This is a genomic window from Uliginosibacterium sp. 31-12 (genome assembly GCF_030548425.1).
GTDB lineage: Bacteria > Pseudomonadota > Gammaproteobacteria > Burkholderiales > Rhodocyclaceae > Uliginosibacterium > Uliginosibacterium aquaticum.
Map to the genome: position 1 here is coordinate 298,492 of NZ_JAUOOA010000004.1, position 22,420 is coordinate 320,911.

Genomic DNA, 22,420 nt, shown 5'->3' on the forward strand with positions numbered 1-22,420 from the left:
GCACGGGAGAAAGCGCCGTCATTATGCCGGAGGCGCCTGAGCTATGGCCCGCCTCCGGGCAGGCCACGCCGGTATTGCACGGCTTCGGCCACGTGGGCGGCGCCGATTACTTCTGCACCGGCAAGGTCGGCAATCGAGCGCGCCACGCGCAGGCTGCGGTGATAGGCGCGGGCTGAGAGGCCCAGGCGTTCGATGGCCTGTCTCAACAGCGCCTTCGCCTTATCGTCAGCTACGCAGTGGGTTTCGACCTCACCCGCCGCAAGATGGGCGTTGGCTTTGCCTTGGCGTGCGTGCTGGCGTGCATGGGCGGCGATCACGCGGGCGCGTACGGTGCTGGTGGCTTCACCTGAGGGAGCAGCCTGCAACTCATCAGCGCTGAGGCTACCGACCTCCATGGTCAGGTCGATGCGATCGAGCAAGGGGCCGGAGAGTTTGCCGCGATAGCGTGCGACCTGATCCGGCGTACACCGGCAGGCCCGCTTAGGATGTCCCAGAAAACCACAGGGACACGGGTTCATGGCCGCCACGAACTGGAAGCGGGCCGGAAATTCGGCCCGGCTGGTCGCGCGCGAAATCGTGATCTGGCCGGTTTCCAGCGGCTCGCGCAGGGCTTCGAGCACGCGCCGGTCGAATTCCGGCAGCTCATCGAGAAAGAGCACGCCGTGGTGCGACAGGCTGATCTCGCCGGGGCGCGGAATCATGCCGCCGCCAACCAGTGCAGGTGCGGACGAGGAGTGATGCGGGCTGCGGAAGGGGCGGGCACGAAAACGCGCCGGATCGAAGCGCCCCTCCAGTGACTGGATGGCCGCCGATTCGAGCGCCTCGGCTTCCGATAGTGGTGGCAGGAGGCCCGGCAGGCGGCTCGCCAGCATCGATTTGCCGGTGCCGGGTGGGCCGTAGAGCAGCAGTGAATGCAGGCCACAGGCTGCGACTTCCAGCAGGCGACGCGCCTGCGCTTGACCTCTGACGTCCGCCAGATCCGGGTATACCGGCTCGTTCCCGAGCACCGCACCGGAATAGGGCGTGAGTGTGGCGTGACCGTTGAAATGGGCGGCTACTTCAAGCAGGTTGCGCGCCGGCAGGATGGTGATGCCTTGCACCAGCGCTGCTTCGGCCGCGTTTTCAAGGGGCAGGATCAGCGCACGGCCTGCCTGCGCCGCGCGCCAGGCCATGGCCAGGGCGCCACGCACTGGGCGCAGCTCGCCGGAGAGCGAGAGTTCGCCTGCCAGTTCGTATTGGTCGAGCGTGGCGGCCTTGATCTGGTCCGAGGCTGCCAGGATACCGATGGCGATCGGCAGGTCGAAGCGCCCGGATTCCTTGGGCAGATCGGCCGGTGCGAGGTTGACCGTGACGCGTTTGTTGGGAAATTCGAACTGACCGGTGAGCAGGGCCGCGCGTACCCGGTCGCGCGCTTCCTTGACTTCGGTATCCGGTAGGCCGACCAGCGACACGGCCGGCAGACCACCCGCCAGATGCACCTCGACGGTGACTTCCGGCGCATCCATGCCGGCCAGAGCGCGGCTTTTGATCAGGGCAAGTGACATGCGCCCGAGTCTAAGCCGTCCGTACGGGGCAGGCCGTGGCCTGCCCATGGGTATCAGGCAGGGGGCTGGTTGTCGCGCTCAGCGAGGCGCTTTTCCAGTGCCTCGATCCGGGCACAGGCTGCCTCGAGTAGGGCTTTCTGCACTTCAAACTCTTCCCGGGTGACTAGATCGAGACGTGAAAAGCCGGCGGCCAGCATGGCCTTAGCGTTCTTTTCGAAATCCTTGGCCGGGCCGCTTTGCATCAGTTCGCTGAACTTGTTGCCCATTTCTTCGAAGATCTGCGCGGGTTTGCTGGGATCAATCATGGTTTCGTGCTCCGGAAGGGTGGGGAATCGCCGGCAGTGTAGTGCTTTTGCTTACACTGCGACACGCCGCAGAGGATGCACCAGCTTGATGCATGGCTTTGGTGCAGCCTTCTTGATGATGCTCAACAAGCGTGCGCCAGCCCTTTCGGGCAGAGACTGGATAAAGAGCAGAAACGACCATTTGGAGAGGGTTTCGATAAAGTGGCACGAAACCGGCTAAGGACTCCGCACACCAGTTTCTGGTCTCTTTCTTTCAAGGAGCGAATCACATGCGTCTGTCCATCATTGCTGCATCCCTGCTGTCGGCTTTTGCTGCTGTTCCGGCCTTTGCGGCTGACGAGCCGGCTTCGGCTCACACTTTTACCGGCAACATGACGCTGGCCTCCGAGTACATCTATCGCGGCATCGCCCAGACCAATCGCAAGCCGGCCATCCAGGGTGGTGCGGATTACAGCCACAGCAGCGGCGTGTATGCCGGTGCCTGGGCTTCAAACATCAGCTGGCTGTCGGACCTGAGCGCCACGGATGCCAAGGTCAGCTCTTCGGTTGAAGTGGACACCTATGGCGGCTTCAAGCTGCCGGTGGGCGATGTGACCCTTGATGTGGGCGTGCTGAAGTACTGGTACCCGGGCACCTACCCGGCCGGCTTTGTGAACCCGGAAACGCTGGAAGGTTACTTCGGCACCAGCTACAAGTTCGCCACCTTCAAGTATTCCTACTCCTTCACCAACCTGTTCGGTGCCCAGGCCGTTCAGGAGGATGGTTCGACCAAGAAGTCCGAAGGCAGCCAGTACTTTGATCTCTCTCTGAATCCTGAACTGGGCGCTGGCTTCGTGCTGAACCTGCATGCCGGTCGTCAGCTGGTCGCCAACTTCCCCGGCGCCTCCTACAACGACTACAAGATTGGCGTGACCTATGACCTGAAGGGCTGGGCACTCGGCGCGGCTTACGTGACCACTACGGCCAAGGCCAGCTCTGGCGATTTCTACCGCAGCGCACTGAACCGTGATCTGGGCTCCGACCGAGTCGTGTTTACCGTCGGCAAGACCTTCTGATCATTCCAACCAGGGCGGGCTGCTTCGCAGTGCGCCCAACAAAGGAGCCACCCATGAAATTCGTTTCCGCCATCATCAAGCCCTTCAAGCTCGACGAAGTGCGTGAGGCGCTGTCCGCCATCGGCGTGCAGGGCATCACCGTCACCGAGGTGAAGGGTTTCGGTCGTCAGAAGGGCCACACCGAGCTGTACCGTGGCGCTGAGTATGTCGTCGACTTCCTGCCCAAGGTCAAAGTTGAAATCGCCATCGACGATGCGCTGCTCGATCAGGTCATCGAAGCCATCGAGAAGGCTGCTAACACCGGCAAGATTGGCGATGGCAAGATCTTCGTGTTCGACCTGCAGCAAGCCATCCGCATCCGTACCGGTGAAACCGGCTCGGAAGCTCTGTGATCTTTCAGGAGTAGAGACAATGAAAAAGTTTCTCGCCATTGCACTGACGGCTTTCTCCGTCATGCTTTCCGGCGCTGCGCTGGCTCAGGAAGCCGCCAGTGCCCCGGTTGCTGCTGAGGCCGTTGCGGCCCCGGCCGCTGCCGCCCCGGCCGCCGCTCCGGCGGCTGAAGCCTCGGCTCCGGCAGCTGCCGCCGTGCCCGTGGCTAACAAGGGTGACAATGCCTGGCTGCTGGTTTCTGCCGCCTTCGTGATTCTGATGTCGATTCCTGGCTTGGCCCTGTTCTACGGCGGCCTCGTGCGCACCAAGAATGCGCTGTCGGTGCTGATCCAGGTCTTCGTGGTGTTCGCGCTGATCACCGTGCTGTGGATCGTCTACGGTTACTCGTTGGCCTTCACTGAAGGCAATGCCTTTATCGGCAACTTCAGTAAGCTCTTCCTCGCCGGCGTGACGCCGGAGAGCGTAGCGGGCACCTTCTCGAAGGGCTCCTATGTCAGCGAACTGATCTACGTGGCCTTCCAGGGTGCCTTCGCCGCCATCACCGTGGCCCTGATCCTCGGCGCCTTTGCCGAGCGCATCAAGTTCAGCGCCGTGCTGGCCTTCTCGGTGATCTGGTTCACCTTCTCCTATCTGCCGGTCTGCCACATGGTCTGGTTCTGGGCGGGTCCCGATGCCTATACCTCGGCTGAAGCGGGTGCTGCTGCCGGTGCCACCGCAGGTTATCTGTTCCAATTGGGCGCGCTGGACTTCGCGGGCGGTACCGTGGTGCACATCAACGCCGCAGTGGCCGGCATCGTCGGCGCCTTCATGGTTGGCAAGCGTATTGGTTTCGGTCGCGAATCCATGGCTCCGCACAGCCTGACCATGACCATGATCGGCGCTTCGCTGCTGTGGGTGGGCTGGTTCGGTTTCAACGCCGGTTCCGCTCTGGAAGCCAACGGCTACGCGGGTCTGGCCTTCGTGAATACCTGGGTTGCCACCGCTGCTGCCACCATGTCCTGGCTGATCGCTGAATGGCTGATCAAGGGCAAGCCTTCCATGCTGGGTGCCGCTTCGGGTGCCGTGGCGGGTCTGGTTGCCGTGACGCCTGCTGCCGGCTTCGTCGGCGTGGGTGGCGCACTGATCATTGGCCTGGCTGCCGGTGTGATCTGCCTGTGGGGTGTGAATGGCCTGAAGCGCCTGATCGGTGCCGATGACGCACTTGACGTGTTCGGCGTGCATGGCGTGGGCGGTATCCTCGGCGCCCTGCTGACCGGCGTGTTCGCTGCACCTTCGCTGGGCGGCATGGGCATCTTCGACTACGTTGCGAACGCAGTTTCGGCTGACTACTCGATCGCTGGTCAGGTGTGGATTCAGGCCAAGGCTGTCGGCCTGACCATCATCTGGTCCGGTATCGTGGCGGTGGTGGCTTACAAGCTGGTCGATATGTTCATCGGTCTGCGTGTGCCGGAAGACGAAGAGCGCGAAGGTCTGGACGTTACCAGCCACGGCGAATCGGCTTACCACTACTGAGCATATGAAAGGAGTCCGTCGCGCGAGCGGCGGATCCAGGATCCACGGGCAGCCTCAGGGCTGCCCGTTTTTTTTCGTTTATCGAATCAATAGTTGAGCCAATGCTCAAGTCGGCTGCTACGAATGTCGTAAGCTATGGAACGAAAGACCCGCACTGCCGCTTGCTGCAGCGCACCCTTCCAGAAGATCAGGAATGCGCCATGACCCCGATGCTTGATTACATTCGCCAGTACGCCGATACCATTCTCGAGAAGTATCGCGACCCCTATCACGGCACGCCGCTGTTTTTCGACGGCATGAATACCTTCACCGGCGAGCCGGTGAAATGGCGCAACATGGAGGGGACCGACTGGGAGCCCTCCAATATCGCCTCGCAGCAGAACCTGTTTCGCACCCTGGCAGCGCTCTCTGCGCTGACCGGTGACGCGAAATACAAGGAGGCCGCCAAGGCTGCCATCCAGTGGCACTTCGAGCATGCTGACCCGAGTGGTCTGCTGACCTGGGGCGGCCATTGCTTCCTTGATCTGAAGACCCTCGACACCGTTGGCCCGGAGGGCAAGAACAAGGTGCATGAGATCAAGCACCATTACCCCTTCTACGAACTGATGTTCGAAGTCGATCCGCAGGCTGCGGCGAAGCTCATTAAAGCCGAGTGGAACTGTCACATCGACAATTGGGAAACCCTCGAACTCACCCGCCACGGCAGCTACGGCCGTCCGCTGGTCGAAGAGGGCTTCTGGGACAAGCCGATGCATGCGGATCTCGAAATCATGCGCGAGGCCAAGGGCCTGTCTTTCGTGAACATCGGCAATGACCTGATCTATTCCGCCGGTTTGCTGGGCCAGATGGTGCCGGGCGAGGAGAAGGCGCTCGACTGGGCCGAATTCATGGCCTGGCAATATGTGCGCACACGCTATCCCGCGACCGGCCTGGGCTGCTACCAGTTCAACCGCCCGGTCAAACGCGAAGAAGCACCGACCGACGAGAACCATCCGCAATTCACCTATTCCTTCTACGGCGATCGTGCCGAGCGCCAGTTCGGCCCGGAGTATGGCGAAGTCGCCAAGGAAGCCTGGGTGCTCTTCAAGATGGACCCGGACGCCATGAACGGACCGGAAGGCATCTATGGTGATAGCACCCTGGCGCAATTGACCCTCGCGCGCCAGCTCGGCGTCAAAGGCGAGAAGCTCAAGAAATGGGCGGTAGATGGGTTGGAAGCCTGGCTCCACTATGCCTACGTGCCGGAAACTAACCAGATCAAGCCGATGTTCGCCGATGGCAAGGACCTTACCGGCCAGGAATTCAAGCGCCGTGGTTTCTACGGTAAGAAGGGCTGGGTCTTCGAGCGCAAGCCGATCAATACCATCGTGTTCCTCAGCACAGTGACGGCCTGGACCATCTCCGGGCGCGATTCGCTGTGGCAGCACGTGGTGGCGATGGCAAAGAATTTCGGCCTTGGCGAATGGAATGTCGCCGACCCGAAAGCGCCCAAGGGTCCGCTGGTGGCCACCAAAGCCGACGCGATCCTGCTCTTCGCGGTGCTGGAAGTTGCTCGCAGTACTGGCGCGCCGGCCTATCTGGAACTGGCCAGGAGTATCGGCGAGCGGATCATGGAAAAGCATGCCCATCGCGGCATGTTCGTGCCGAGTGAGAAGCACATCCACTGCCGCTTCGACGACACCGATGCGCTGGCCTTGCTGACCCTGATCGCTACCGAGCGCGGCTGCCCCGAAGCTGTTCCGGGCTTCCGCTCACAGGGTGGCTACATCCACGGCGATATCCAGATCGAGGACGGTAGCAAGAAGAACATCATGGACATCAAGGATATCTACCCGCTGACGGTGGCCTGAAATGCCTGAGGACAATAAAAAACCCGCTGCGGTGGGTTTTTTATTGGGTGCGATGCAGCTCGAAGTTGGCGGCTGCGCCTGCAGTTGTCAGCGGAAGACCACCGTCTTGTTGCCGTGCACCAGCACCCGGTCTTCAAGGTGGTAGCGCAGGCCGCGGGCCAGCACGGCTTTCTCGATGTCCTTGCCGTAACGCACCATGTCTTCCACCGAGTCGGAGTGGTCGACGCGGATCACGTCCTGATCGATGATCGGGCCCTGATCCAGCTCTTCCGTCACGTAGTGGCAGGTGGCGCCGATCAGCTTCACGCCGCGTGTGTAGGCCTGGTGATAGGGCTTGGCGCCGACAAAGCTGGGCAGGAAACTGTGGTGGATATTGATGATCTGGCCAGGGTAATCACGGCACATGTCCGGCGGGATGATCTGCATGTAGCGCGCCAGCACCATTACGTCGCCGCGCACTTCCTCGAAGATGCGGCGTACTTCGGCGTAGGCGGCAGGCTTGTTGTCGGCGGTGACCGGCACATGATGGAAGGGGATGCCGTGCCATTCGACCAGACCACGGAAGGTTTCGTGGTTGGAGATCACGCAGGGGATCTCGATATCGAGTTCCTTGCTCTGCCAGCGGCCGATCAGGTCGTACAGACAGTGTTCCTGCTTGCTGACCATCAGCACTACGCGCTTCTTCACCGTGCTGTCAGTGATCTTCCAGTCCATCTTCAGCTCTTCGGCGATCGGGCGGAAGCGCTCGCGGAACTCGGCCAGCATGAAGGGGATGGAGTCAGCGCGGATCTCGATGCGCAGGAAGTAGCGCTGCGTGTCGTGATCGGTGTGCATGTTGGATTCGAAGATCCAGCCGCCGTGCTCGGCGAGGAAGCCGGAGACGCGGGCGACGATGCCGCTGCGGTCTGGGCAGGAGGCGGTCAGCGTGTAGAAGCGTTGGGTGTGCATGATTCAGCTTTGAACGATGGCCTTGGCGTAGGCCTGATCCATGTCGCGTGATTCGGCCGTGATCTGCACCGGCAGCACCGGGCTGCTCATCACGCAGGAACGCAGGGCGGCGACTAGACCTTCGGCCAGATCCTGCTTGGTTTCAGCGCTGCGCCCGGCGCGCAGGTGCAGGCGCGCATGCAGGAAACCGCCCGGAGCGGCATCGCCGACGAGAAAATCGTCGAGGCGCACGGCGCGGCTCTTGATGTGATCCGGGATGAATTCGCCGGACGCCAGCAGTACCGTGTTCATGCGATGCAGGGCCTGGGCCGGTTCGAAGTCCGGCAGCAGGTTGGCGGTGTATTCAAGGACGAGATGCGGCATGGTTCAGCGATTGAACATCGGGATCAGGATGGCGGCAAGGATGCCGATCAGGGCCGGCACGATGATCAGGCCGACGCCCCAGGCGGACCAGCGTTTCTGGATCCGGTTGAAGTGCTCGAGGTCGTCCCACTCCTTGTTGCGCCAGGCCAGCTCGCGGCCCTTGATGCCCAGGTAGATGGCCACGATGAAGCCGATGTAGGGCACCAGCGCGAGCAGGCCGATCCAGGTCTTATTGCCGATGGCCCAGATCCAGTTGAGCAGGAAGGCTCCCCAGCTCCAGCCCTTCACGCCTTCCGGAATCACGGCATCCTTGCCACCGCCGGAAGTGTTCAGGCCATCATGGATATCGCCAACGCTGGCCTTGGGGGCCTGATAAGGATTCACCGGGGTGTTCATGAACGACTCCTGTTGGTACCGATTGGAATGGGGAGGCTCAGGCCGCTTCGCCGAGGCGCGCCGCGGCCTTGTCGATCTCGGCACGCAGGGCGGTGTAATCGCGCACCACCGGGTATTGCGGGAACTCGCGCACCACGTTTTCGGGCGGGTGCATCAGGATGCCGGCGTGCGCGGCGCCGAGCATGGCGGTGTCGTTGTAGCTGTCACCGGCGGCGATCACGGTGAAGTTGAGAGCTTTGAAGGCTTCCACCGCGTGGCGCTTCTGGTCCGGCATGCGCAGGTGGTAATTCACCAGCATGCCCGCCGCATCGGCTTCGAGGCGGTGGCAGAAGAGCGTGGGCTGGCTCATCTGCGCCATCAGCGGCTTGGCGAATTCGTAAAAGGTGTCGGACAGGATGACCACCTGGTAATCACGGCGCAGGCCATCGAGGAACTCGACGCAGCCCTCCATTGGGCCCATCTCGCCGATCACCTTCTGGATGTCCGGCAGGCCCAGCTTGTGCTCGCGCAGGATAGCCAGGCGGTACTGCATCAGCTTGTCGTAATCCGGCTCGTCGCGGGTGGTGCGGCGTAGCTCCGGGATGCCGGTGCGTTCGGCGAACTCGATCCAGATTTCAGGGACCAGCACGCCTTCCATGTCGAGACAAACGATCTGCACGATGAACCTTCGGAGCTAAAGTCGAAAACCCGGCATTGTACCCGTCCGGGCAAGCGGGATCATGTGTGCTGCAGCCGCACTCAACAGCCGCAGTGCGCCCAGCCCTTGAGCTCCAGGCGCTGGCGCCCGGCCCACTGCAGCACCATCAGGTTGCGGTAATCGGTGCCGGTGCAGCTCTTGGCCTTGGGCGAGCAGGCTCGCGTGACTTCGCTGGCGCTCTGGATGCTCCAGTTGCCGTAGGAGAGCTGCAGGGTCATGCGCTCGCCGGGGCGCGGCGGTTCGTGCTGGGCCGGGAAATACTTTTCGCTGAACAGGCGCAGGCTGCGCAGGCCGTCGCCTTCCTCGCGGATCAGGGCGTGCTGCTTGTCGTTCTCCCAGCTCCAGAACATCAGCGTCTCGCCCTTCTTCACGCCGAAGCTGCAGCCGCACTCCTGCGGGATGTCCGTTGTCGTGAGTGGCAGCAGCTTGGGCATGGGCGGCGTCTGGGCCTGGATGCTGGCGGAAGCGAGCAGGGCGGCCAGCAGGATGGGAATACGCATGAGGAAATCCTTCCGTGAAAGACCCCGGAAATGTAGCAGTTATGCGCGCCAGCACCACCGGGTAAGATCAGGCCATGAGCCAGATACCTGACCCCCGCCCCGAACCGCCGCGTGAGCCGGATGCCTTTGCCTGCTGTGGCAATGAATGCGGCGAGGCTTGTGTGTGGACCATCTACCAGCATGCCCAGCGGCGCTATGCACTGGAGCTGGAAGCCTGGCAGTTGCGTCAGCTGGAGCAGGAAGACTAGACGCGTTCCGGTTCCACTTCGAGCTTCACTCCGAAGCGGGTGTCGACTTCGCGGCGCACGGCTTCGGTGAGCTGTTCCACGTCGGCGCGCCGGGCGCCGCCCTGATTGACCATTACCAGCGCCTGTTCCGAGTACATGCCGACCGGGCCGAGCGCCTTGCCTTTCCAGCCCGCCTGCTCGATCAGCCAGCCGGCGGCAAGCTTGAAGCTGCCATCGAGCTGGCGGTAACTCGGTAGGGCCGGGAAGGTCGCCAGCAGCTTTTCATGGTGCGGAGCGCTGACCACCGGGTTCTTGAAGAAGCTGCCGGCATTGCCGATGCGGGCCGGGTCCGGCAGCTTGCGCTCGCGGATCGCGATGATCGCGTCGGAGACATCCAGCGGGCTCGGATCGATGATGTGGCGCGCAGCCAGTTCCTTGCTCACGTCGAGATAACGGGTCAGCGGTGTCCAGCGCTTGGGCAGGCGGAAAGTCACCGAGCAGATCGCGAAGCGGCCGGCCGCCTCCTGTTTGAACACGCTATCGCGGTAGCCGAAATGGCAGCTGTCGAAATCGAAGCTCACGGTGCTGCCACTTTTCAGGTCCACGGCCTCTAGCACCAGGAAGCGCTCATACATCTCCAGCCCGTAAGCGCCGATGTTTTGTACCGGTGCAGCCCCCACCGTGCCGGGGATCAGGGACAGGTTCTCCAGACCCGGCCAGCCCATCTCCAGCGTCCAGCGCACGAACGCATGCCAGTTCTCGCCGGCGCCGGCACGCACGAAGTGGTGATCGTCGTCGCTGCCGATCAGCTCCCGGCCCGGGATGGCCATGCGCAACACGGTGCCCTCGAACTTTTCCGGCAGCAGCATGTTGCTGCCGCCCCCCAGCACCAGCACGCGATCCCCGTTCAGTTCGCCGCTGCGGACCAGATTGGCGAGCTGGCTGGCGGACAGAATCTCGCCATAGCGGCGAGCCACGCAGGGCAGGCCGAAAGTGTTCAGCGCGTCGAGCGCAAAGTCTGGCTGGAAGGGAAAGGGCATCGGGTCAGTGGGTAGTGAAGCGGGTTTTGTTCAGCACACACGCATGTGCTGAACAAAACCCGCTTCGTCACGTGCGCGGCGCAGGGCGCGCTTCTCATCCTGGCGGCGAGCCTTGGCGGTTTTTTTGTGCGCGCCGGCACCGCGGCGCTGCGCCATGGCCGGCACGATCGGATTTCTGGGTTTGAACTGCATCGGTGACTCCTTCTGGAAGATTGTTTACTGCGCCGCCTGCTCGGTAGCCTTACGCTGGGCCTCGGCCTGCTGGTTGGCAGCATCGATGTCCTGCTGCACTTTCTGCATGGTCTGCTGGCCCTGCTTGATCTCCTCGGCCTTGCTCTTGCCCACGGCGGCGGCCGTCACGGCTGTCTCGGAAACGCCACAGGCGCTCAGCACCAGCAGCAGGCAGGATACACAAATCGACTTCTTCATTCTCGAGCTCCTTCGCGTCAAGCAGGATGACCGGGGGCAAGCGGACACGTATCATGCCGCCTTCCTTCAAATACCCTTGATCCCGCCATGTGGTTCCGTAACGTTCAACTCTACCGCCTGCCCGAACAGTGGGACATGACCGCTGATCGCCTCTCCGAGCAACTCGAACGCCTCACTTTCCAGCCTTGCGGCAGCCAGGATCTGTCCAGCCAGGGCTGGGCGCCGGTGATTCAGGATAGTCTGGTCCACAGCGTGGGTGGCCAGTGGCTGATCGCCCTCGGGGTGGAGCAGCGTCTGCTGCCCTCCTCGGTGATCAAGCAGGAATGCGATGATCGCGCCGAGGAAATCGAAGCCCAGCAAGGCTTCAAGCCCGGCCGCAAGCAGATGAAGGAGCTCAAGGAAGCGGTCACCATGGAGTTGATGCCGCGCGCCTTCACGCGCCGCCGCAAGTCCTACGCCTGGATCGACCCGAAGAATGGCTGGCTGGCCGTCGACGCCTCCAGCCGTACCTCTGCCGAACCGCTGGTTGAAGCTCTGCACAAGGCACTTGATGAGCTGCCCCTCAAACTGCTCAACACCGAGCGCAGCCCCGGCGCCGCGATGACCGACTGGCTCGCCGGCGGCGAAGCCCCGGCCGGTTTCACCATCGATCAGGATTGCGAACTACGTGCCCTCACCGACGAAGCGAGTGCCGTGCGTTATGTGCGCCACAGCCTCGAAGGCGAGGAAATACGCGAGCATATCGCCAGCGGCAAGCAGGTCAGCAAGCTTGCATTGACCTTCGATGACCGCATCAGCTTCATCCTGACCGACAAGTTCGAGGTCAAGCGTGTGCAAGCGCTGGACACCCTCAATAGCAAGGAAGAGGGCGATGCCAAGAGCCGCGAAGAGCAGTTCGACGCCGACTTCGCACTGATGAGCCTGGAACTCGGCAAGCTCTTCCCGGCGCTTCTGGACGCGCTGGGTGGGGAAGTGAAGACGATCTGATCTTGTAGGAGCGGCTGTCGCCGCAAATGCCGTTCGCGGCCAGAACTGCTCCGACAGTATTTCAAGCATGAAAGCCTACCTGGCCGGCCCTGATGTGTTCCGCCCCGACGTTTTGCGTTGGGCGGAAGACGCACGTGCCCTGTGCGCGGCGCGGGGCGTTGAGGCCCTGATCCCGCTGGATGGGGATGCCACCACCCCGGCCGGCATCTATGCGCAGAACATCGCCATGATCCGAGCGGCCGACGTGGTGCTGGCCAACCTGAATGCCTTTCGTGGCGCCGAGCCGGACTCCGGCACCAGCTTCGAGGTCGGCTTTGCGCTGGCGCTAGGCAAGCCGGTGATTGGCTATGTGGACGAAGCCTGCAGCCATGCCGCGCGCGTTGCGCGTTGGCAAGGGGCTGAACTGACTCAGAGCGAGTGCCACGTGCTTGATCGCGACGGCCTGAGCGTGGAGAACTTCGGCCTGCCGCTCAACCTCATGCTGGCCGTGCCGGCGAAGATTGTGGTGGGCGGGTTGGACGAGGCATTGTTCAAGGCGCTGGCGCAACCGCAGGGCTGCTAGGGGCTGGTTCTATCGCGAGGGTTAGAGCAGTGTTAGAAGCCCTGCCCGTTTTACGTTGTTACCTTATGCTTAGCCAACAGTTGCTCAAGAACATTATCCAGATTCTTGACGTAACGATCCGTATTGAACAATGGCAGAGCATTCCCCTGTGCTAAATGCAGCTTGAGATGAGATAAAAGTCTAGGGTCAGCTGCTAGGTTTGAAACGATTTCGAGATATTGAATCTCAGATCGTGCGCACAACTCCGGCAGCCAGACGGCATGGAGAAGACTGGTGGCAACTCGTGACGCGAAGGTTTCACCAGTCAAGGTTACAACCGGAACCTTTGCCCAAAGAGCGTCGCTGGCAGTCGTGTGGGCATTACAAGTGAAAGTATCCAAAAATACGTCCGCAAAACGCAGTCGCGACAGATGATCAGCTTTCGGCAATGCTTGGGCTTGAATCATGCGTGATGGGTCAATGCCTGCCGCCGCGCAGGCATTATTCAACCTACTTTCCGCTTCCGGGGGAAGCTTCAGTAGCCACAGAACTGAACCTGGTATGCGTTTCAACAGTTCCAGCCATGCGGTAAAAGTGCTCCGAGTTATCTTGGCACTGGCGTGGAACCCACACATGACGAAGCCTTTTGCCGGCAAACCCGCCTCCTCACGAGACTGGAAGCGCTCGGAGATGGCTTGCTGATCATCATTGGGTTGGTAACTATCTGGCAGGCGTACGATTCGCTCTGAATAATCGATTTCGTGGGACTCCGGAATAAGAACCGGATCAGCAATCAGATAGGGGACAAAATCCGCACCCATACTTCCCGGGTACCCTAGGTAATTAACCTGGACTGGAGCCGGTTGCATAGCAAGAATCCCTGGGCGACTGCCGCCCGTATAGCCTTTCATATCCAGAAGTATATCGATGCCATCAGCCTGAATGCGGGTAGCGATTTGTGCATCATCGAGAGAATGAACGTCCAAAAAGTGGTCGCAGTCCCCCATGATTTTCTTGCGATAAAGCCCTTCGTCTGGATGTCCCAGAGAGTAGGCATACACCTCGAAACGAGAGCGGTCGTGACGATGGTAGAGTCCCAAGGTTAGGTGCGCCGTTGCATGGTCATGAAAATCCGCGGACAGATACCCAACCTTGATGCGGGGACTGGAGCGCGCTGTACGTGGCTTGAGTGGTGTGAATTCTCTTTCATAAGCCTTGGCACAATTGCGAGCAATATTTAGTTGCTCCCGACGAGATAGAGGCAGGAACAGTGCGTTGAATGGTTGAATAACGTCCAGCGCTGTATCCGTATCCTGTCTGGACCGGGTACGTGCAAGGAGCTGGTCAATTCCGTCCCAGTCGCATACATCTAGTAAAGGCCGAACCAAACTCGCCGCGAGCCTTGAATTGTTTGGATCCAGTTCTAGCGCCTTCTGGTACTGGCGAACAGCCTCCTGTACTTGGCCTGCCATCATCAGACCATTGCCGTAATTAACCAAAATGCCGGAGTGAGTCGGGTTCAGTGCAGCGGCACGCTTGATCAGTTTGAATCCATCTTCGTAGCGGTGGCGCGCCATCAATAGCATTCCGAGATTACTGAATGCTAGGGCACATGAAGGATCCGTTCTGATTGCCGACCGAAAACAATTTTCCGCTTCGGCAGTGCGCCCCTGCTGCCAGAGCTGATCACCTCGGTTGTTTAACCGAATGGCTCTGCGTTCCCGGAAAGCATCAAAGAGGACGTCAAGCAGCATGACCTTGATCTTAGATTTGAAAATCAGCGCCCCAGAATCCGGTCAATCACCGCGTCCGTGCGTGCCGCGCTTGCACCGGTGGAGAGCGCTTCGGCGCGGCCCAGCAGACAGTCCGTCACGTTCTGGATCAGTGGTTGCTGCACATGGGCCGGATTCGGGATGGCGAAGGCCTGTTCGCCTTCGGTATTGAAGAGGCGTACCGGGCTGTCGTCGAATGTAGCGAACACGATGCGCCCCGCATCGCCCACGATCTCGCAGCGATCGAGCCGGTCACCGGCCGCAAAACACCAGCTGGCGCTGGCCGATATCCCGTTTTCGAAGCGCAGCACGGCGCTCACCGTGTCTTCCGCCGGCAGGCCGGCATGGCTGGCCGCAAAGCCGTGGACATCCTTCACCGGGCCGAACAGGTAGTCGAAGAAATCGAGCTGGTGCGAGCCCATGTCCACAAAGCGTCCGCCGCCGGAGAGGGCTGGATTTACGCGCCAGCCCGGTCCGTCCGGATCGAGGTCCTCGGCCGGGATCGGCTGATGCAGTTGCAGGTTTGCATAGCGCGGTGCGCCGATGGCACCACTGGCGAGCAAGGCCTGGATTTTCTGGAAGCGCGGCATGGCACGCCGGTAATAAGCGGAGAACAGCGGCACGCCGCGTGCGGCGAAGGCTTCCACCATCTGCAGGCTTTGGGCATGGTTCAGGCTCAGCGGTTTTTCCACATAGCAGGGCTTGCCGGCCTCGGCGCACAACAGGGCGAGCGGCAGGTGGGCGCCGGGCGGGGTGGCGACATAGACCGCATCCACCTCCGGATCGGCGATCAGACGGGCCGCGTCGTCGTAGCTGCGCGCGATGCCGTGGCGACGCGCGTAATCGGCGGCGAGCTCGCCATTGCGGCGCATCACGGCGACGAGTTCGGCGCCGGCCGCCTTCTGGAAGCCTGGGCCGCTTTTTACTTCGGTGACTTCACCGCAGCCGAGAATGCCCCAGCGGATTTTCAGTGCAGGATTGCCGTTCGCCGTCATCGTCACGCTCCTTGCTGCTTATTGCTTCACGTCGGCCGTGCGTTTCGGATACGCGGTGGCCTCGATAGTGGTGGTATAGACCGTGCCGATGAAAGCGTAAGTCCACGATTCCGTGATCTTCACATCCGTCAGCAGCCGATCACCGGCCTGTTCGAGCAGGTTGTCGTAGGCATTGCGCTGGCGGCCGTTGACCGCGATCGGGATGAACAGCAGCAGCTGAAAGCCGGAGGCCGAGGCGGTGAGCTTCTCGCCCTTGCTGGTGTCGATCTGCTCCAGCGAGCTCACGCTGCCGAGCTTCACCACCGGGCTGGCGCAGGCACCCAGTAGCAGGCTCAGGGCGAGCAGGAGGGGGGTGAGAGTCTTCTTCATTCCTTGTTCTCCTTGATCGCGTCGCCGGTCACGGTGGTGCAGCGGGCGGTGGCCAGCACGGCCCAGGTCCATTGCTCCTGAATTTCCACGTTGATCAGGCTGGTGGCACCCGGCACGCTCTCCAGCGCAGCTGCGTAGGCGCGTTCCACGCGGCTGTTGAGGCCCATAGGGATGGCGTAGTAAGCCGTGGCGACCATGCCCAGCGCACCACAAGCCTGGCCTTCAGCGCGGCCGAGCTTCTGGTATTTGGCCGGCGGCTGCGGGGCGACCATGGTAGGGGCTGAACTGCATGCCTGCAGCAGCAGGCATGCAGGCAGCAGCAGGGCGAGGCCCTGAAGTTTCCTGGCAATCAAGTGTGTCTCCTGTGGTTTGAATATCAGTGCCCATGGCTGGGCATGCCTCGCAGGGCGGCCGGCAGTTTGCCATGCGCGGGCAGAGGGTGCCCCGCGCAGTGTCAAAGATTGAGCATCAGCTCGTGCTCGTCCGGCAGATCATTGAAACCGCGCTGTTCGTAGTGCTTGAAGATCGCGGCAACGATCTCCTCCGGGTCGTCGATGATCTGGATCAGGTCCATGTCGGCCGGGTTGATCATCTTCTCGGTCACCAGCGTATTGCGGAACCAGTCGATCAGGCCCGCCCAGAAATCCTTGCAGACCAGGATCACCGGGATCTTGCGGCCCTTGCCGGTCTGGATCAGGGTCAGCGCTTCCATCACTTCATCCAGCGTACCGAAGCCGCCGGGCATCACCACATAGGCCTGGGCGAAGCGCACGAACATCACCTTGCGCGGGAAGAAGTGGCGGAAGGTTTGCGATACGTCCTGATACGGATTGCCGCTCTGCTCGTGCGGCAGCTGGATGTTCAGGCCTACCGAGGGGCTCTTGCCGGCAAAGGCGCCCTTGTTGGCTGCTTCCATGATGCCGGGGCCGCCGCCGGAAATCACCGAGAAGCCGGAGTCCGACAGCAGGCGGGCGATCTTTTCGGTGAGTTCGTAATAAGGGTGATCGGGTTTGGTGCGGGCCGAGCCGAAGATCGAAACGGCCGGGCGGATCGGCTTCAGGCGCTCAGTGGCCTCCACGAACTCTGACATAATCCCGAAGATCCGCCAGGCCTCGCGGGCCAGTTCGCCTTGCTCGGCAAGCGAAGGGGCGCGAAACGGCGGCAGCTTGTGTTTGGTACTCATGGCTCATCCTGTTCTTGTCGGACTTGAGCAGACAGTCTGCGTGCAATTCGCCGTATCAGGCAAGCCGCTTGCCCGGCTTTCACTCTTTCCCAGTCCGTATTCCAGAATCCACCATGTCCAAACTCCTGCTCGTCGACGGCTCCAGCTACCTGTTCCGCGCCTTCCATGCGCTACCTGATCTGCGCAACAAGGCCGGCGAGCCCACCGGCGCGCTGCGCGGTGTGCTCAGCATGCTCATGCCGTTGCGGGATTCCATCGGCGCCACCCACGCGGTGTGCGTGTTCGATGCCAAGGGCAAGACCTTCCGCAACGACTGGTTCCCCGAATACAAGGCCACCCGCAAACCCACGCCCGAGGATCTGATTCCGCAGATCGAGCCGATCCAGACCTGCGCGCGTGCGCTCGGCTGGCCGGTGATCGTGGAGCCCGGCGTGGAGGCGGATGACGTGATCGGCACGCTCACGCGCCAGGCCGTGGAGCGCGGCTTCGAGGTGATCATCTCCACCGGCGACAAGGACATGGCCCAGCTCGTGCAGCCCGGCGTGACGCTCATGAACACCATGACGAACGAATCACTCGATTCCGCCGGCGTGCTGGAGAAATTCGGCGTGCCGCCCGAGCGCATCGTCGACTACCTCACGCTGATGGGCGACACCGTCGATAACGTGCCGGGCGTCGAGAAATGCGGCCCCAAGACCGCCGTGAAATGGCTCACCGAATACGGCACGCTGGATAACCTCGTCGCCAACGCCGACAAGGTCAAGGGTGTGGTCGGCGAGAATTTGCGCAAGGCGCTCGACTTCATCCCCATGGGCAAAAAGCTGGTCACCATCGTCACCGATGTGCCGCTCGCCGAATCGCTCGACGAACTCACCTGGCGCGAGCCGGACAACGCCACCCTGCTGGAGCACTACACCCGCTGGGAATTTCGTGGCTGGCTGCGCGGCCTTCAGGGCGACGCACCCGCGGCCCCGAAAGCCGAAGTCGGCGAGCAGGGCGGCCTCTTTGGTGACAGCAGCGCGCCCGCTTTGCGCGCTCCCGCCGCGCCGGTGCGCGAAGCCGATGAAGCGCCCACCGAGCGCAGTGCCGCCCACCGCGAGGCCTACGAATGCATCCTCACCCGCGAGGCGCTGGAGAAATGGCTGGCGAAAATCAATGCCGCGCCGCTCACCGCCTTCGACACCGAAACCGACAGCCTTGATGGCATGCAGGCGCTGCTGGTGGGCATGAGTTTCTGCGTCACCCCGGGCGAGGCCGCCTACCTGCCGCTCACCCATCGTTACCCCGGTGTGCCGGATCAGTTAGCGCTGAATGAAGTGCTCGCCGCGCTGAAGCCCTGGCTCGAAGACGCGAGCAAGCCCAAGCTCGGTCAGAATCTGAAATATGACATGCATGTGCTTGCCAACCATGGCATCCGCCTGCGCGGCGTGGCGGAAGACACCCTGCTCGAATCCGCCGCGTGGGAGAGCGACAAGGGCCACGATCTGGACGGCCTCGCCAAGCGTTACACCAACATGGAAACCCTCTCCTACGCCGATGTCTGCGGCAAGGGTGCGAAAGCCATCGGCTTTGCCGACGTGGATCTCACCCTCGCCACCGCTTACGGCGCCGAGGATGCCGATGTCACCTTGCGCGTGCACCAGAAGCTCAGCCCGCTGATCGCGGCCGAGCCAGGCCTCACCCGCGTTTATCGCGAAGTCGAGCTGCCGGTGCAGGAAGTGCTGTGGGCCATGGAGCGCCAGGGCGTGCTGATCGATTCCAGCCTGCTCGCTCAGCAGAGCGACGAACTCGGACGCAAGATGATGGCCATCGAAGCGCAAGCCTATGAGGCGGCCGGCCAGCCCTTCAACCTGAATAGCCCCAAGCAGCTCGGCGAAATCCTCTTCGATCAGCTCAAGCTGCCGGTGAAGAAAAAGACCCCCAGCGGCGCGCCGAGCACCGACGAAGAAGTGCTCGCCGAACTCGCCCTCGATTACCCGCTGCCGCGCCTGCTGCTCGAATACCGCAGCATGGCCAAGCTCAAGAACACCTACACCGATAAATTGCCGCGCATGGTCAACCCGGCCACCGGCCGCGTGCACACCAGCTTCTCGCAGACCGGCGCGATCACCGGCCGCCTCGCCTCCAGCGAGCCGAACCTGCAGAACATCCCCGTGCGCACCCAGGAAGGCCGCCGCATCCGCCAGGCCTTCATCGCCCCGGCGGGCTACAGCATCGTCTCGGCCGACTATTCGCAGATCGAGCTGCGCATCATGGCCCACCTCTCAGAAGATGAGCGCCTGCTCGAAGCCTTCGCCAAGGGGGAAGACGTGCACCGCGCCACCGCCGCCGAAGTCTTCGGCGTACCGAGCAGTGAAGTCAGCAGCGAACAACGCCGTTATGCCAAGACCATCAACTTCGGCCTGATCTACGGCATGAGCGCCCACGGCCTCGCACGCTCGCTGGAAATCGAACGCAGCGCTGCGCAAAGCTGGATCGACCGCTACTTCGCCCGCTACCCCGGCGTCGCCCGCTACATGGAGCACACCCGCATCGCCGCGCGCACCCAAGGTTTTGTGGAAACCGTCTTCGGCCGTCGCCTGTGGCTCGCCGAGATCAAAAGCAGCAACGCCGGCCGCCGCCAGGGCGCCGAGCGCGCCGCCATCAACGCCCCGATGCAGGGCACGGCGGCCGATCTCGTCAAACTCGCGATGCGCCGCGTGTATGACTGGCTGAATGCCGAAAACTTGCAGAGTAAATTGCTGCTGCAAGTGCATGACGAGCTGATCCTCGAAGTGCCGGAATCAGAGCTGGCGCTGGTGAAGGAAATGCTGCCGAAACTGATGGCGGGGGTAGCGGAGCTGAAGGTGCCCTTGCTGGCAGAAGTTGGGGTGGGAGCAAATTGGGATGAGGCGCATTGAAGACAAGGTCCGGGCGACCTGGATCCGACTATGTCTCAACAGGGCTAATCGTTGATCTAGTAACCGGGCTTGCTTACCCAGATTTTCGAATGTGACCAAAATAAAAAACAATAGGGGAAGAGAGCATGCTCAGTTCAAAGTTTCAAAAGGTGCTGTCAAAGACCAGTTCGGTGTTGTCGATGGTTTTCATCATTGGAGTTACGAGTGGTTTGATTGCGGGTGCTGCCGGGAGCATGGGGGCTACTTTTCTGGGATTTTTCGGAACGCCGGCCATTTTCTGGGAGTTCGGGTTCTGGACCACAACGTTGCTGTGTGGTGTGCCCATTGTTTGCGGGAGTAGCTATCTGATTTTGCGAGGCGTACGGAATCGCTTTGGCCTGAAAAGGCTTGATTGGCGAAGTGAGTTGGTGATTTGCTGCTTGAATTTGCTGCTGGTTTTTGCCCTAGCTTGGGTGCCGAGGTTTTCTGCGTCAAGCCAGGCTTATTTCTTTTTTGAGCTTGGTTTCAAAGCTTTGATGCTTTCTCTGGCGATAACCGCCATTGTCTTGATCTGGAGGGGTGAGCTTGAAGTGAGTTTTGCGAATGCAACGATGGAAGCTCGCGAAACGGGCGTGTCTGCTGAATATGCTGAGACGCTGGGGGTGGATGCGGCCAAAGAAAAGAGTGATGGAATGTTGGGACAATTGTTTCGGGCAGCAATCCTTATTCCTGTTTGTGTGTGGATGTTGGCATTTGTCTTCAGCTTTCAATTCAAACAAGAATTTCCAGAGCAGGGGGCCTCTTCGTCGCTGTTTGGTAGCCCTTGCGAAGATCAGGATAGTTACTGTGTCTTGCGGCGGGCGACTCTATATCTCGAGGATGCTCGCGACTTCTCGCAGGCAAAGAAGCGCATTGATGAAGTGTTGAAGGTACTGCCCCCGCTGGCTGTGACTTGCCCCGATTCGGCGAGGCCGCTTTCCGTCGTGACGCAAGTGCTGTCTGGAGCTCCTCTGCCGGAGAAAATTCTGCCGGAGGATACTTATCGATTGGCAGATATATTGAGTGGTGAAAAATTCCACACTGACATTTACGTTTTCTATACACGTTATAAGTTGGCGGTGACCTACTTTAACGACGCGATGGCAGCACACGGAGTGTGTTCCACGAGGGGGAGTCGAGCGTAAAGGCCATAACCCGGAAAAGGCTGGGGTCAAGCCTTGCTTTTTGCCCCAACTGTTTCAGCCACTGCTGGTTTGAAACTACGCCACTAGGTTCAACAACAAGGAGCATTTCATGAGCAAAACCCTGCGTTTTTCCGAGAAATGGTTTCATCGCGGCCTGTGGCTGGTGGCCTTGTTGTTTGCGTGGTTTCTGGTGGGGCTGGGCAATACCATCGTGGGCGATTTGCCGCAGGTGGAGGTGCGGCGCTCGCTGGATGATTATCTGGATCCGGCGCGTGCCCCAGCCGTGAAAGAGGCCATCCGCGTGGCCGAGATCAATGCCCGCGAGGCGCAGGACGCACTCGAACAGGCGCAGCTGGGCCATCAGTCGGCGGCGGCGAACAATCGCGCCGCGCGCGAGACCTTCAGCAACTGGCTGGCGACGCGCAAGGCCACCGCGCGGCCCGAGCAGGATCAGGAGCTGATTGCCCGCACCCAGCAGCTGGACGCATTGCGGCAGGCCGAACGCGAGGCGCTGGCCGGCATGGAGAAGCAGCAGCAGGCGGCGCTGGATGCGCGTCAGGCCAAGGAGCGCGCCCAGCGTGAACTGCAGAGCCTGCAGGACAGCGCTCGCGACGCATATTTGAGCGCGCTACGCGCACAGGAGTTGCGCGTCTTTGGTTACCGTTTGCTGCTGACCTTGCCCCTGCTGGCGGCGGCGGGTTGGCTGTTCGCGAAGAAGCGCAAGACGAGTTCCTGGCCCTTCGTGTGGGGCTTCATCATCTTTGCGCTGTTCGCCTTCTTCGTGGAGCTGGTGCCTTACCTGCCGAGCTACGGCGGCTATGTGCGCTACATCGTGGGCATCGTGATCACGGTGGTGGGCGGGCGCTATGCGATCCAGGCCCTGCAGCGCTATCTGGAGCAGCAGAAGCAGGCCGAGGCGCAACCGGCACAGCAGCGCCAACGCGAGATGGACTACGACCTGGCGCAGACACGCATGTCGAAAAACATCTGCCCAGGCTGCGAGCGCACGGTAAATATGAGCGACGGCAAAACCGACTTCTGCCCGCACTGCGGCCTGAGCCTGTTCGATCACTGTGGCCAGTGCAACACGCGCAAAAACGCGTTTGCGCGTTACTGCTACGCGTGCGGGGCCTCGGCCAAGGCTTCGGTCGCCAAGGCCGCATGAAATTCGCGCTCATTTCCGGGCTCGCGCGGGCAGGACAAAGAGCAGAATGACAGCCCGGCCAGGCCGGGTTGCGCTAACCCGAGCCGATC

25 protein-coding genes are annotated in these 22,420 nt (G+C 61.5%); 10 read left to right on the top strand and 15 right to left on the bottom strand.

Annotated elements, in window-relative coordinates:
* Window positions 1-41 precede the first annotated feature (41 nt).
* Together Q3Y64_RS10380 and Q3Y64_RS10385 are read right to left on the bottom strand one after the other, a co-directional pair.
* Window positions 42-1,544: a YifB family Mg chelatase-like AAA ATPase gene (locus tag Q3Y64_RS10380; RefSeq protein ID WP_303561576.1), complete on the bottom strand. Its 1,503-nt coding sequence runs from the start codon at window positions 1,542-1,544 to the stop codon at window positions 42-44.
* 53 nt (window positions 1,545-1,597) lie between these two features.
* Window positions 1,598-1,849 carry an accessory factor UbiK family protein gene (locus Q3Y64_RS10385; protein ID WP_101940597.1) on the bottom strand — a complete coding sequence of 84 codons (252 nt, stop codon included), beginning with the start codon at window positions 1,847-1,849 and terminating at the stop codon, window positions 1,598-1,600.
* A gap of 269 nt (window positions 1,850-2,118) precedes the next feature.
* On the opposite strand from Q3Y64_RS10385, the gene Q3Y64_RS10390 reads away from it, so the two are divergent.
* From Q3Y64_RS10390 to Q3Y64_RS10405, 4 genes are all read left to right on the top strand, one after another.
* Window positions 2,119-2,904, top strand: a complete 786-nt coding sequence (locus Q3Y64_RS10390) for a TorF family putative porin (protein WP_303561580.1) — start codon at window positions 2,119-2,121, stop codon at window positions 2,902-2,904.
* Window positions 2,905-2,957: 53 nt separating this feature from the next.
* The gene (glnK, locus tag Q3Y64_RS10395) at window positions 2,958-3,296 is read left to right on the top strand and encodes a P-II family nitrogen regulator (protein WP_101940599.1); all 339 of its coding nucleotides are present in this window, start codon (window positions 2,958-2,960) and stop codon (window positions 3,294-3,296) included.
* Between the two features lie 19 nt (window positions 3,297-3,315).
* Complete coding sequence (gene amt / locus Q3Y64_RS10400; RefSeq protein ID WP_303561581.1) at window positions 3,316-4,806, top strand: ammonium transporter; 1,491 nt, start codon at window positions 3,316-3,318, stop codon at window positions 4,804-4,806.
* Between the two features lie 200 nt (window positions 4,807-5,006).
* The gene (locus Q3Y64_RS10405; RefSeq protein WP_303561583.1) at window positions 5,007-6,656 is read left to right on the top strand and encodes a hypothetical protein; all 1,650 of its coding nucleotides are present in this window, start codon (window positions 5,007-5,009) and stop codon (window positions 6,654-6,656) included.
* Between the two features lie 87 nt (window positions 6,657-6,743).
* On the opposite strand, the gene purU is transcribed toward Q3Y64_RS10405, so the two are convergent.
* From purU to Q3Y64_RS10430, 5 genes are all read right to left on the bottom strand, one after another.
* On the bottom strand, window positions 6,744-7,604 hold the full coding sequence (purU, locus tag Q3Y64_RS10410; protein ID WP_170022157.1) for a formyltetrahydrofolate deformylase: 861 nt from the start codon (window positions 7,602-7,604) through the stop codon (window positions 6,744-6,746).
* Between the two features lie 3 nt (window positions 7,605-7,607).
* On the bottom strand, window positions 7,608-7,967 hold the full coding sequence (locus tag Q3Y64_RS10415; RefSeq protein ID WP_303561586.1) for a 5-carboxymethyl-2-hydroxymuconate Delta-isomerase: 360 nt from the start codon (window positions 7,965-7,967) through the stop codon (window positions 7,608-7,610).
* 3 nt (window positions 7,968-7,970) lie between these two features.
* Window positions 7,971-8,363: a hypothetical protein gene (locus Q3Y64_RS10420; protein ID WP_101940604.1), complete on the bottom strand. Its 393-nt coding sequence runs from the start codon at window positions 8,361-8,363 to the stop codon at window positions 7,971-7,973.
* A gap of 37 nt (window positions 8,364-8,400) precedes the next feature.
* On the bottom strand, window positions 8,401-9,021 hold the full coding sequence (thrH, locus tag Q3Y64_RS10425) for a bifunctional phosphoserine phosphatase/homoserine phosphotransferase ThrH (protein ID WP_303561588.1): 621 nt from the start codon (window positions 9,019-9,021) through the stop codon (window positions 8,401-8,403).
* 80 nt (window positions 9,022-9,101) lie between these two features.
* Window positions 9,102-9,560, bottom strand: a complete 459-nt coding sequence (locus Q3Y64_RS10430; RefSeq protein WP_303561590.1) for a hypothetical protein — start codon at window positions 9,558-9,560, stop codon at window positions 9,102-9,104.
* Window positions 9,561-9,634: 74 nt separating this feature from the next.
* Between Q3Y64_RS10430 and Q3Y64_RS10435 the strand changes: the two genes are divergently transcribed.
* Window positions 9,635-9,808, top strand: a complete 174-nt coding sequence (locus tag Q3Y64_RS10435; RefSeq protein ID WP_101940607.1) for an oxidoreductase-like domain-containing protein — start codon at window positions 9,635-9,637, stop codon at window positions 9,806-9,808.
* Here Q3Y64_RS10435 and murB read toward each other — a convergent pair.
* Genes murB through Q3Y64_RS10450 form a run of 3 tightly spaced genes read right to left on the bottom strand, consistent with a single transcriptional unit; the run spans window position 9,805 to window position 11,256 of the window.
* A complete protein-coding gene (murB, locus tag Q3Y64_RS10440; RefSeq protein WP_303561594.1) occupies window positions 9,805-10,827 on the bottom strand; it encodes a UDP-N-acetylmuramate dehydrogenase in 1,023 nt (340 codons plus the stop codon). The two genes, Q3Y64_RS10435 and murB, sit on opposite strands and share 4 nt — an antisense overlap.
* Before the next feature lie 30 nt (window positions 10,828-10,857).
* Window positions 10,858-11,019, bottom strand: a complete 162-nt coding sequence (locus Q3Y64_RS10445) for a hypothetical protein (RefSeq protein ID WP_303561595.1) — start codon at window positions 11,017-11,019, stop codon at window positions 10,858-10,860.
* 24 nt (window positions 11,020-11,043) lie between these two features.
* Window positions 11,044-11,256 (bottom strand): hypothetical protein, encoded by a 213-nt coding sequence (locus tag Q3Y64_RS10450; protein WP_303561597.1) that lies wholly within the window; start codon window positions 11,254-11,256, stop codon window positions 11,044-11,046.
* An 87-nt stretch (window positions 11,257-11,343) separates the two neighbouring features.
* Here Q3Y64_RS10450 and Q3Y64_RS10455 point away from each other — a divergent pair, with 87 nt between their 5' ends.
* Entirely contained in the window at window positions 11,344-12,243 is a 900-nt protein-coding gene (locus Q3Y64_RS10455) for a recombination-associated protein RdgC (RefSeq protein ID WP_101940610.1), read from the top strand.
* 67 nt (window positions 12,244-12,310) lie between these two features.
* A complete protein-coding gene (locus tag Q3Y64_RS10460) occupies window positions 12,311-12,805 on the top strand; it encodes a nucleoside 2-deoxyribosyltransferase (protein WP_303561599.1) in 495 nt (164 codons plus the stop codon).
* A 50-nt stretch (window positions 12,806-12,855) separates the two neighbouring features.
* Here the strand turns inward: Q3Y64_RS10460 and Q3Y64_RS10465 are convergent, their stop codons facing one another.
* From Q3Y64_RS10465 to Q3Y64_RS10485, 5 genes are all read right to left on the bottom strand, one after another.
* Entirely contained in the window at window positions 12,856-14,538 is a 1,683-nt protein-coding gene (locus Q3Y64_RS10465; protein WP_303561602.1) for a tetratricopeptide repeat protein, read from the bottom strand.
* 23 nt (window positions 14,539-14,561) lie between these two features.
* Window positions 14,562-15,551: a Gfo/Idh/MocA family protein gene (locus Q3Y64_RS10470; RefSeq protein WP_303561604.1), complete on the bottom strand. Its 990-nt coding sequence runs from the start codon at window positions 15,549-15,551 to the stop codon at window positions 14,562-14,564.
* Between the two features lie 18 nt (window positions 15,552-15,569).
* Entirely contained in the window at window positions 15,570-15,920 is a 351-nt protein-coding gene (locus Q3Y64_RS10475) for a hypothetical protein (RefSeq protein ID WP_303561606.1), read from the bottom strand.
* Window positions 15,917-16,273: a hypothetical protein gene (locus Q3Y64_RS10480; protein WP_303561608.1), complete on the bottom strand. Its 357-nt coding sequence runs from the start codon at window positions 16,271-16,273 to the stop codon at window positions 15,917-15,919. Before Q3Y64_RS10480 ends, Q3Y64_RS10475 begins: the two co-directional genes overlap by 4 nt.
* A 101-nt stretch (window positions 16,274-16,374) precedes the next feature.
* Entirely contained in the window at window positions 16,375-17,103 is a 729-nt protein-coding gene (locus Q3Y64_RS10485) for a TIGR00730 family Rossman fold protein (protein WP_101940614.1), read from the bottom strand.
* 113 nt (window positions 17,104-17,216) lie between these two features.
* Between Q3Y64_RS10485 and polA the strand changes: the two genes are divergently transcribed.
* The 3 genes from polA (at window position 17,217) to Q3Y64_RS10500 (ending at window position 22,331) form a co-directional block, all read left to right on the top strand.
* Window positions 17,217-20,003: a DNA polymerase I gene (gene polA / locus Q3Y64_RS10490; protein ID WP_303561611.1), complete on the top strand. Its 2,787-nt coding sequence runs from the start codon at window positions 17,217-17,219 to the stop codon at window positions 20,001-20,003.
* A 125-nt stretch (window positions 20,004-20,128) separates the two neighbouring features.
* Window positions 20,129-21,166, top strand: coding sequence for a hypothetical protein (locus tag Q3Y64_RS10495; protein WP_303561613.1), 1,038 nt, complete (start codon window positions 20,129-20,131; stop codon window positions 21,164-21,166).
* 109 nt (window positions 21,167-21,275) lie between these two features.
* Window positions 21,276-22,331, top strand: coding sequence for a zinc ribbon domain-containing protein (locus tag Q3Y64_RS10500; protein ID WP_303561616.1), 1,056 nt, complete (start codon window positions 21,276-21,278; stop codon window positions 22,329-22,331).
* Window positions 22,332-22,420 lie beyond the last annotated feature (89 nt).

Excerpts from the sequence above, each read along its gene's own strand:
- Q3Y64_RS10460 (WP_303561599.1), top strand. The coding sequence starts at position 12,311 with ATGAAAGCCTACCTGGCCGGCCCTGATGTGTTCCGCCCCGACGTTTTG.
- Q3Y64_RS10500 (WP_303561616.1), top strand. The coding sequence starts at position 21,276 with ATGAGCAAAACCCTGCGTTTTTCCGAGAAATGGTTTCATCGCGGCCTG.
- Q3Y64_RS10405 (WP_303561583.1), top strand. The coding sequence starts at position 5,007 with ATGACCCCGATGCTTGATTACATTCGCCAGTACGCCGATACCATTCTC.
- Q3Y64_RS10485 (WP_101940614.1), bottom strand. The coding sequence starts at position 17,103 with ATGAGTACCAAACACAAGCTGCCGCCGTTTCGCGCCCCTTCGCTTGCC.
- amt (WP_303561581.1), top strand. The coding sequence starts at position 3,316 with ATGAAAAAGTTTCTCGCCATTGCACTGACGGCTTTCTCCGTCATGCTT.
- Q3Y64_RS10435 (WP_101940607.1), top strand. The coding sequence starts at position 9,635 with ATGAGCCAGATACCTGACCCCCGCCCCGAACCGCCGCGTGAGCCGGAT.
- Q3Y64_RS10470 (WP_303561604.1), bottom strand. The coding sequence starts at position 15,551 with ATGACGGCGAACGGCAATCCTGCACTGAAAATCCGCTGGGGCATTCTC.
- Q3Y64_RS10495 (WP_303561613.1), top strand. The coding sequence starts at position 20,129 with ATGCTCAGTTCAAAGTTTCAAAAGGTGCTGTCAAAGACCAGTTCGGTG.
- Q3Y64_RS10415 (WP_303561586.1), bottom strand. The coding sequence starts at position 7,967 with ATGCCGCATCTCGTCCTTGAATACACCGCCAACCTGCTGCCGGACTTC.
- glnK (WP_101940599.1), top strand. The coding sequence starts at position 2,958 with ATGAAATTCGTTTCCGCCATCATCAAGCCCTTCAAGCTCGACGAAGTG.
- Q3Y64_RS10455 (WP_101940610.1), top strand. The coding sequence starts at position 11,344 with ATGTGGTTCCGTAACGTTCAACTCTACCGCCTGCCCGAACAGTGGGAC.
- Q3Y64_RS10380 (WP_303561576.1), bottom strand. The coding sequence starts at position 1,544 with ATGTCACTTGCCCTGATCAAAAGCCGCGCTCTGGCCGGCATGGATGCG.
- Q3Y64_RS10465 (WP_303561602.1), bottom strand. The coding sequence starts at position 14,538 with ATGCTGCTTGACGTCCTCTTTGATGCTTTCCGGGAACGCAGAGCCATT.
- murB (WP_303561594.1), bottom strand. The coding sequence starts at position 10,827 with ATGCCCTTTCCCTTCCAGCCAGACTTTGCGCTCGACGCGCTGAACACT.
- Q3Y64_RS10450 (WP_303561597.1), bottom strand. The coding sequence starts at position 11,256 with ATGAAGAAGTCGATTTGTGTATCCTGCCTGCTGCTGGTGCTGAGCGCC.
- Q3Y64_RS10430 (WP_303561590.1), bottom strand. The coding sequence starts at position 9,560 with ATGCGTATTCCCATCCTGCTGGCCGCCCTGCTCGCTTCCGCCAGCATC.
- polA (WP_303561611.1), top strand. The coding sequence starts at position 17,217 with ATGTCCAAACTCCTGCTCGTCGACGGCTCCAGCTACCTGTTCCGCGCC.
- Q3Y64_RS10475 (WP_303561606.1), bottom strand. The coding sequence starts at position 15,920 with ATGAAGAAGACTCTCACCCCCCTCCTGCTCGCCCTGAGCCTGCTACTG.
- Q3Y64_RS10445 (WP_303561595.1), bottom strand. The coding sequence starts at position 11,019 with ATGCAGTTCAAACCCAGAAATCCGATCGTGCCGGCCATGGCGCAGCGC.
- Q3Y64_RS10390 (WP_303561580.1), top strand. The coding sequence starts at position 2,119 with ATGCGTCTGTCCATCATTGCTGCATCCCTGCTGTCGGCTTTTGCTGCT.
- Q3Y64_RS10385 (WP_101940597.1), bottom strand. The coding sequence starts at position 1,849 with ATGATTGATCCCAGCAAACCCGCGCAGATCTTCGAAGAAATGGGCAAC.
- Q3Y64_RS10420 (WP_101940604.1), bottom strand. The coding sequence starts at position 8,363 with ATGAACACCCCGGTGAATCCTTATCAGGCCCCCAAGGCCAGCGTTGGC.
- purU (WP_170022157.1), bottom strand. The coding sequence starts at position 7,604 with ATGCACACCCAACGCTTCTACACGCTGACCGCCTCCTGCCCAGACCGC.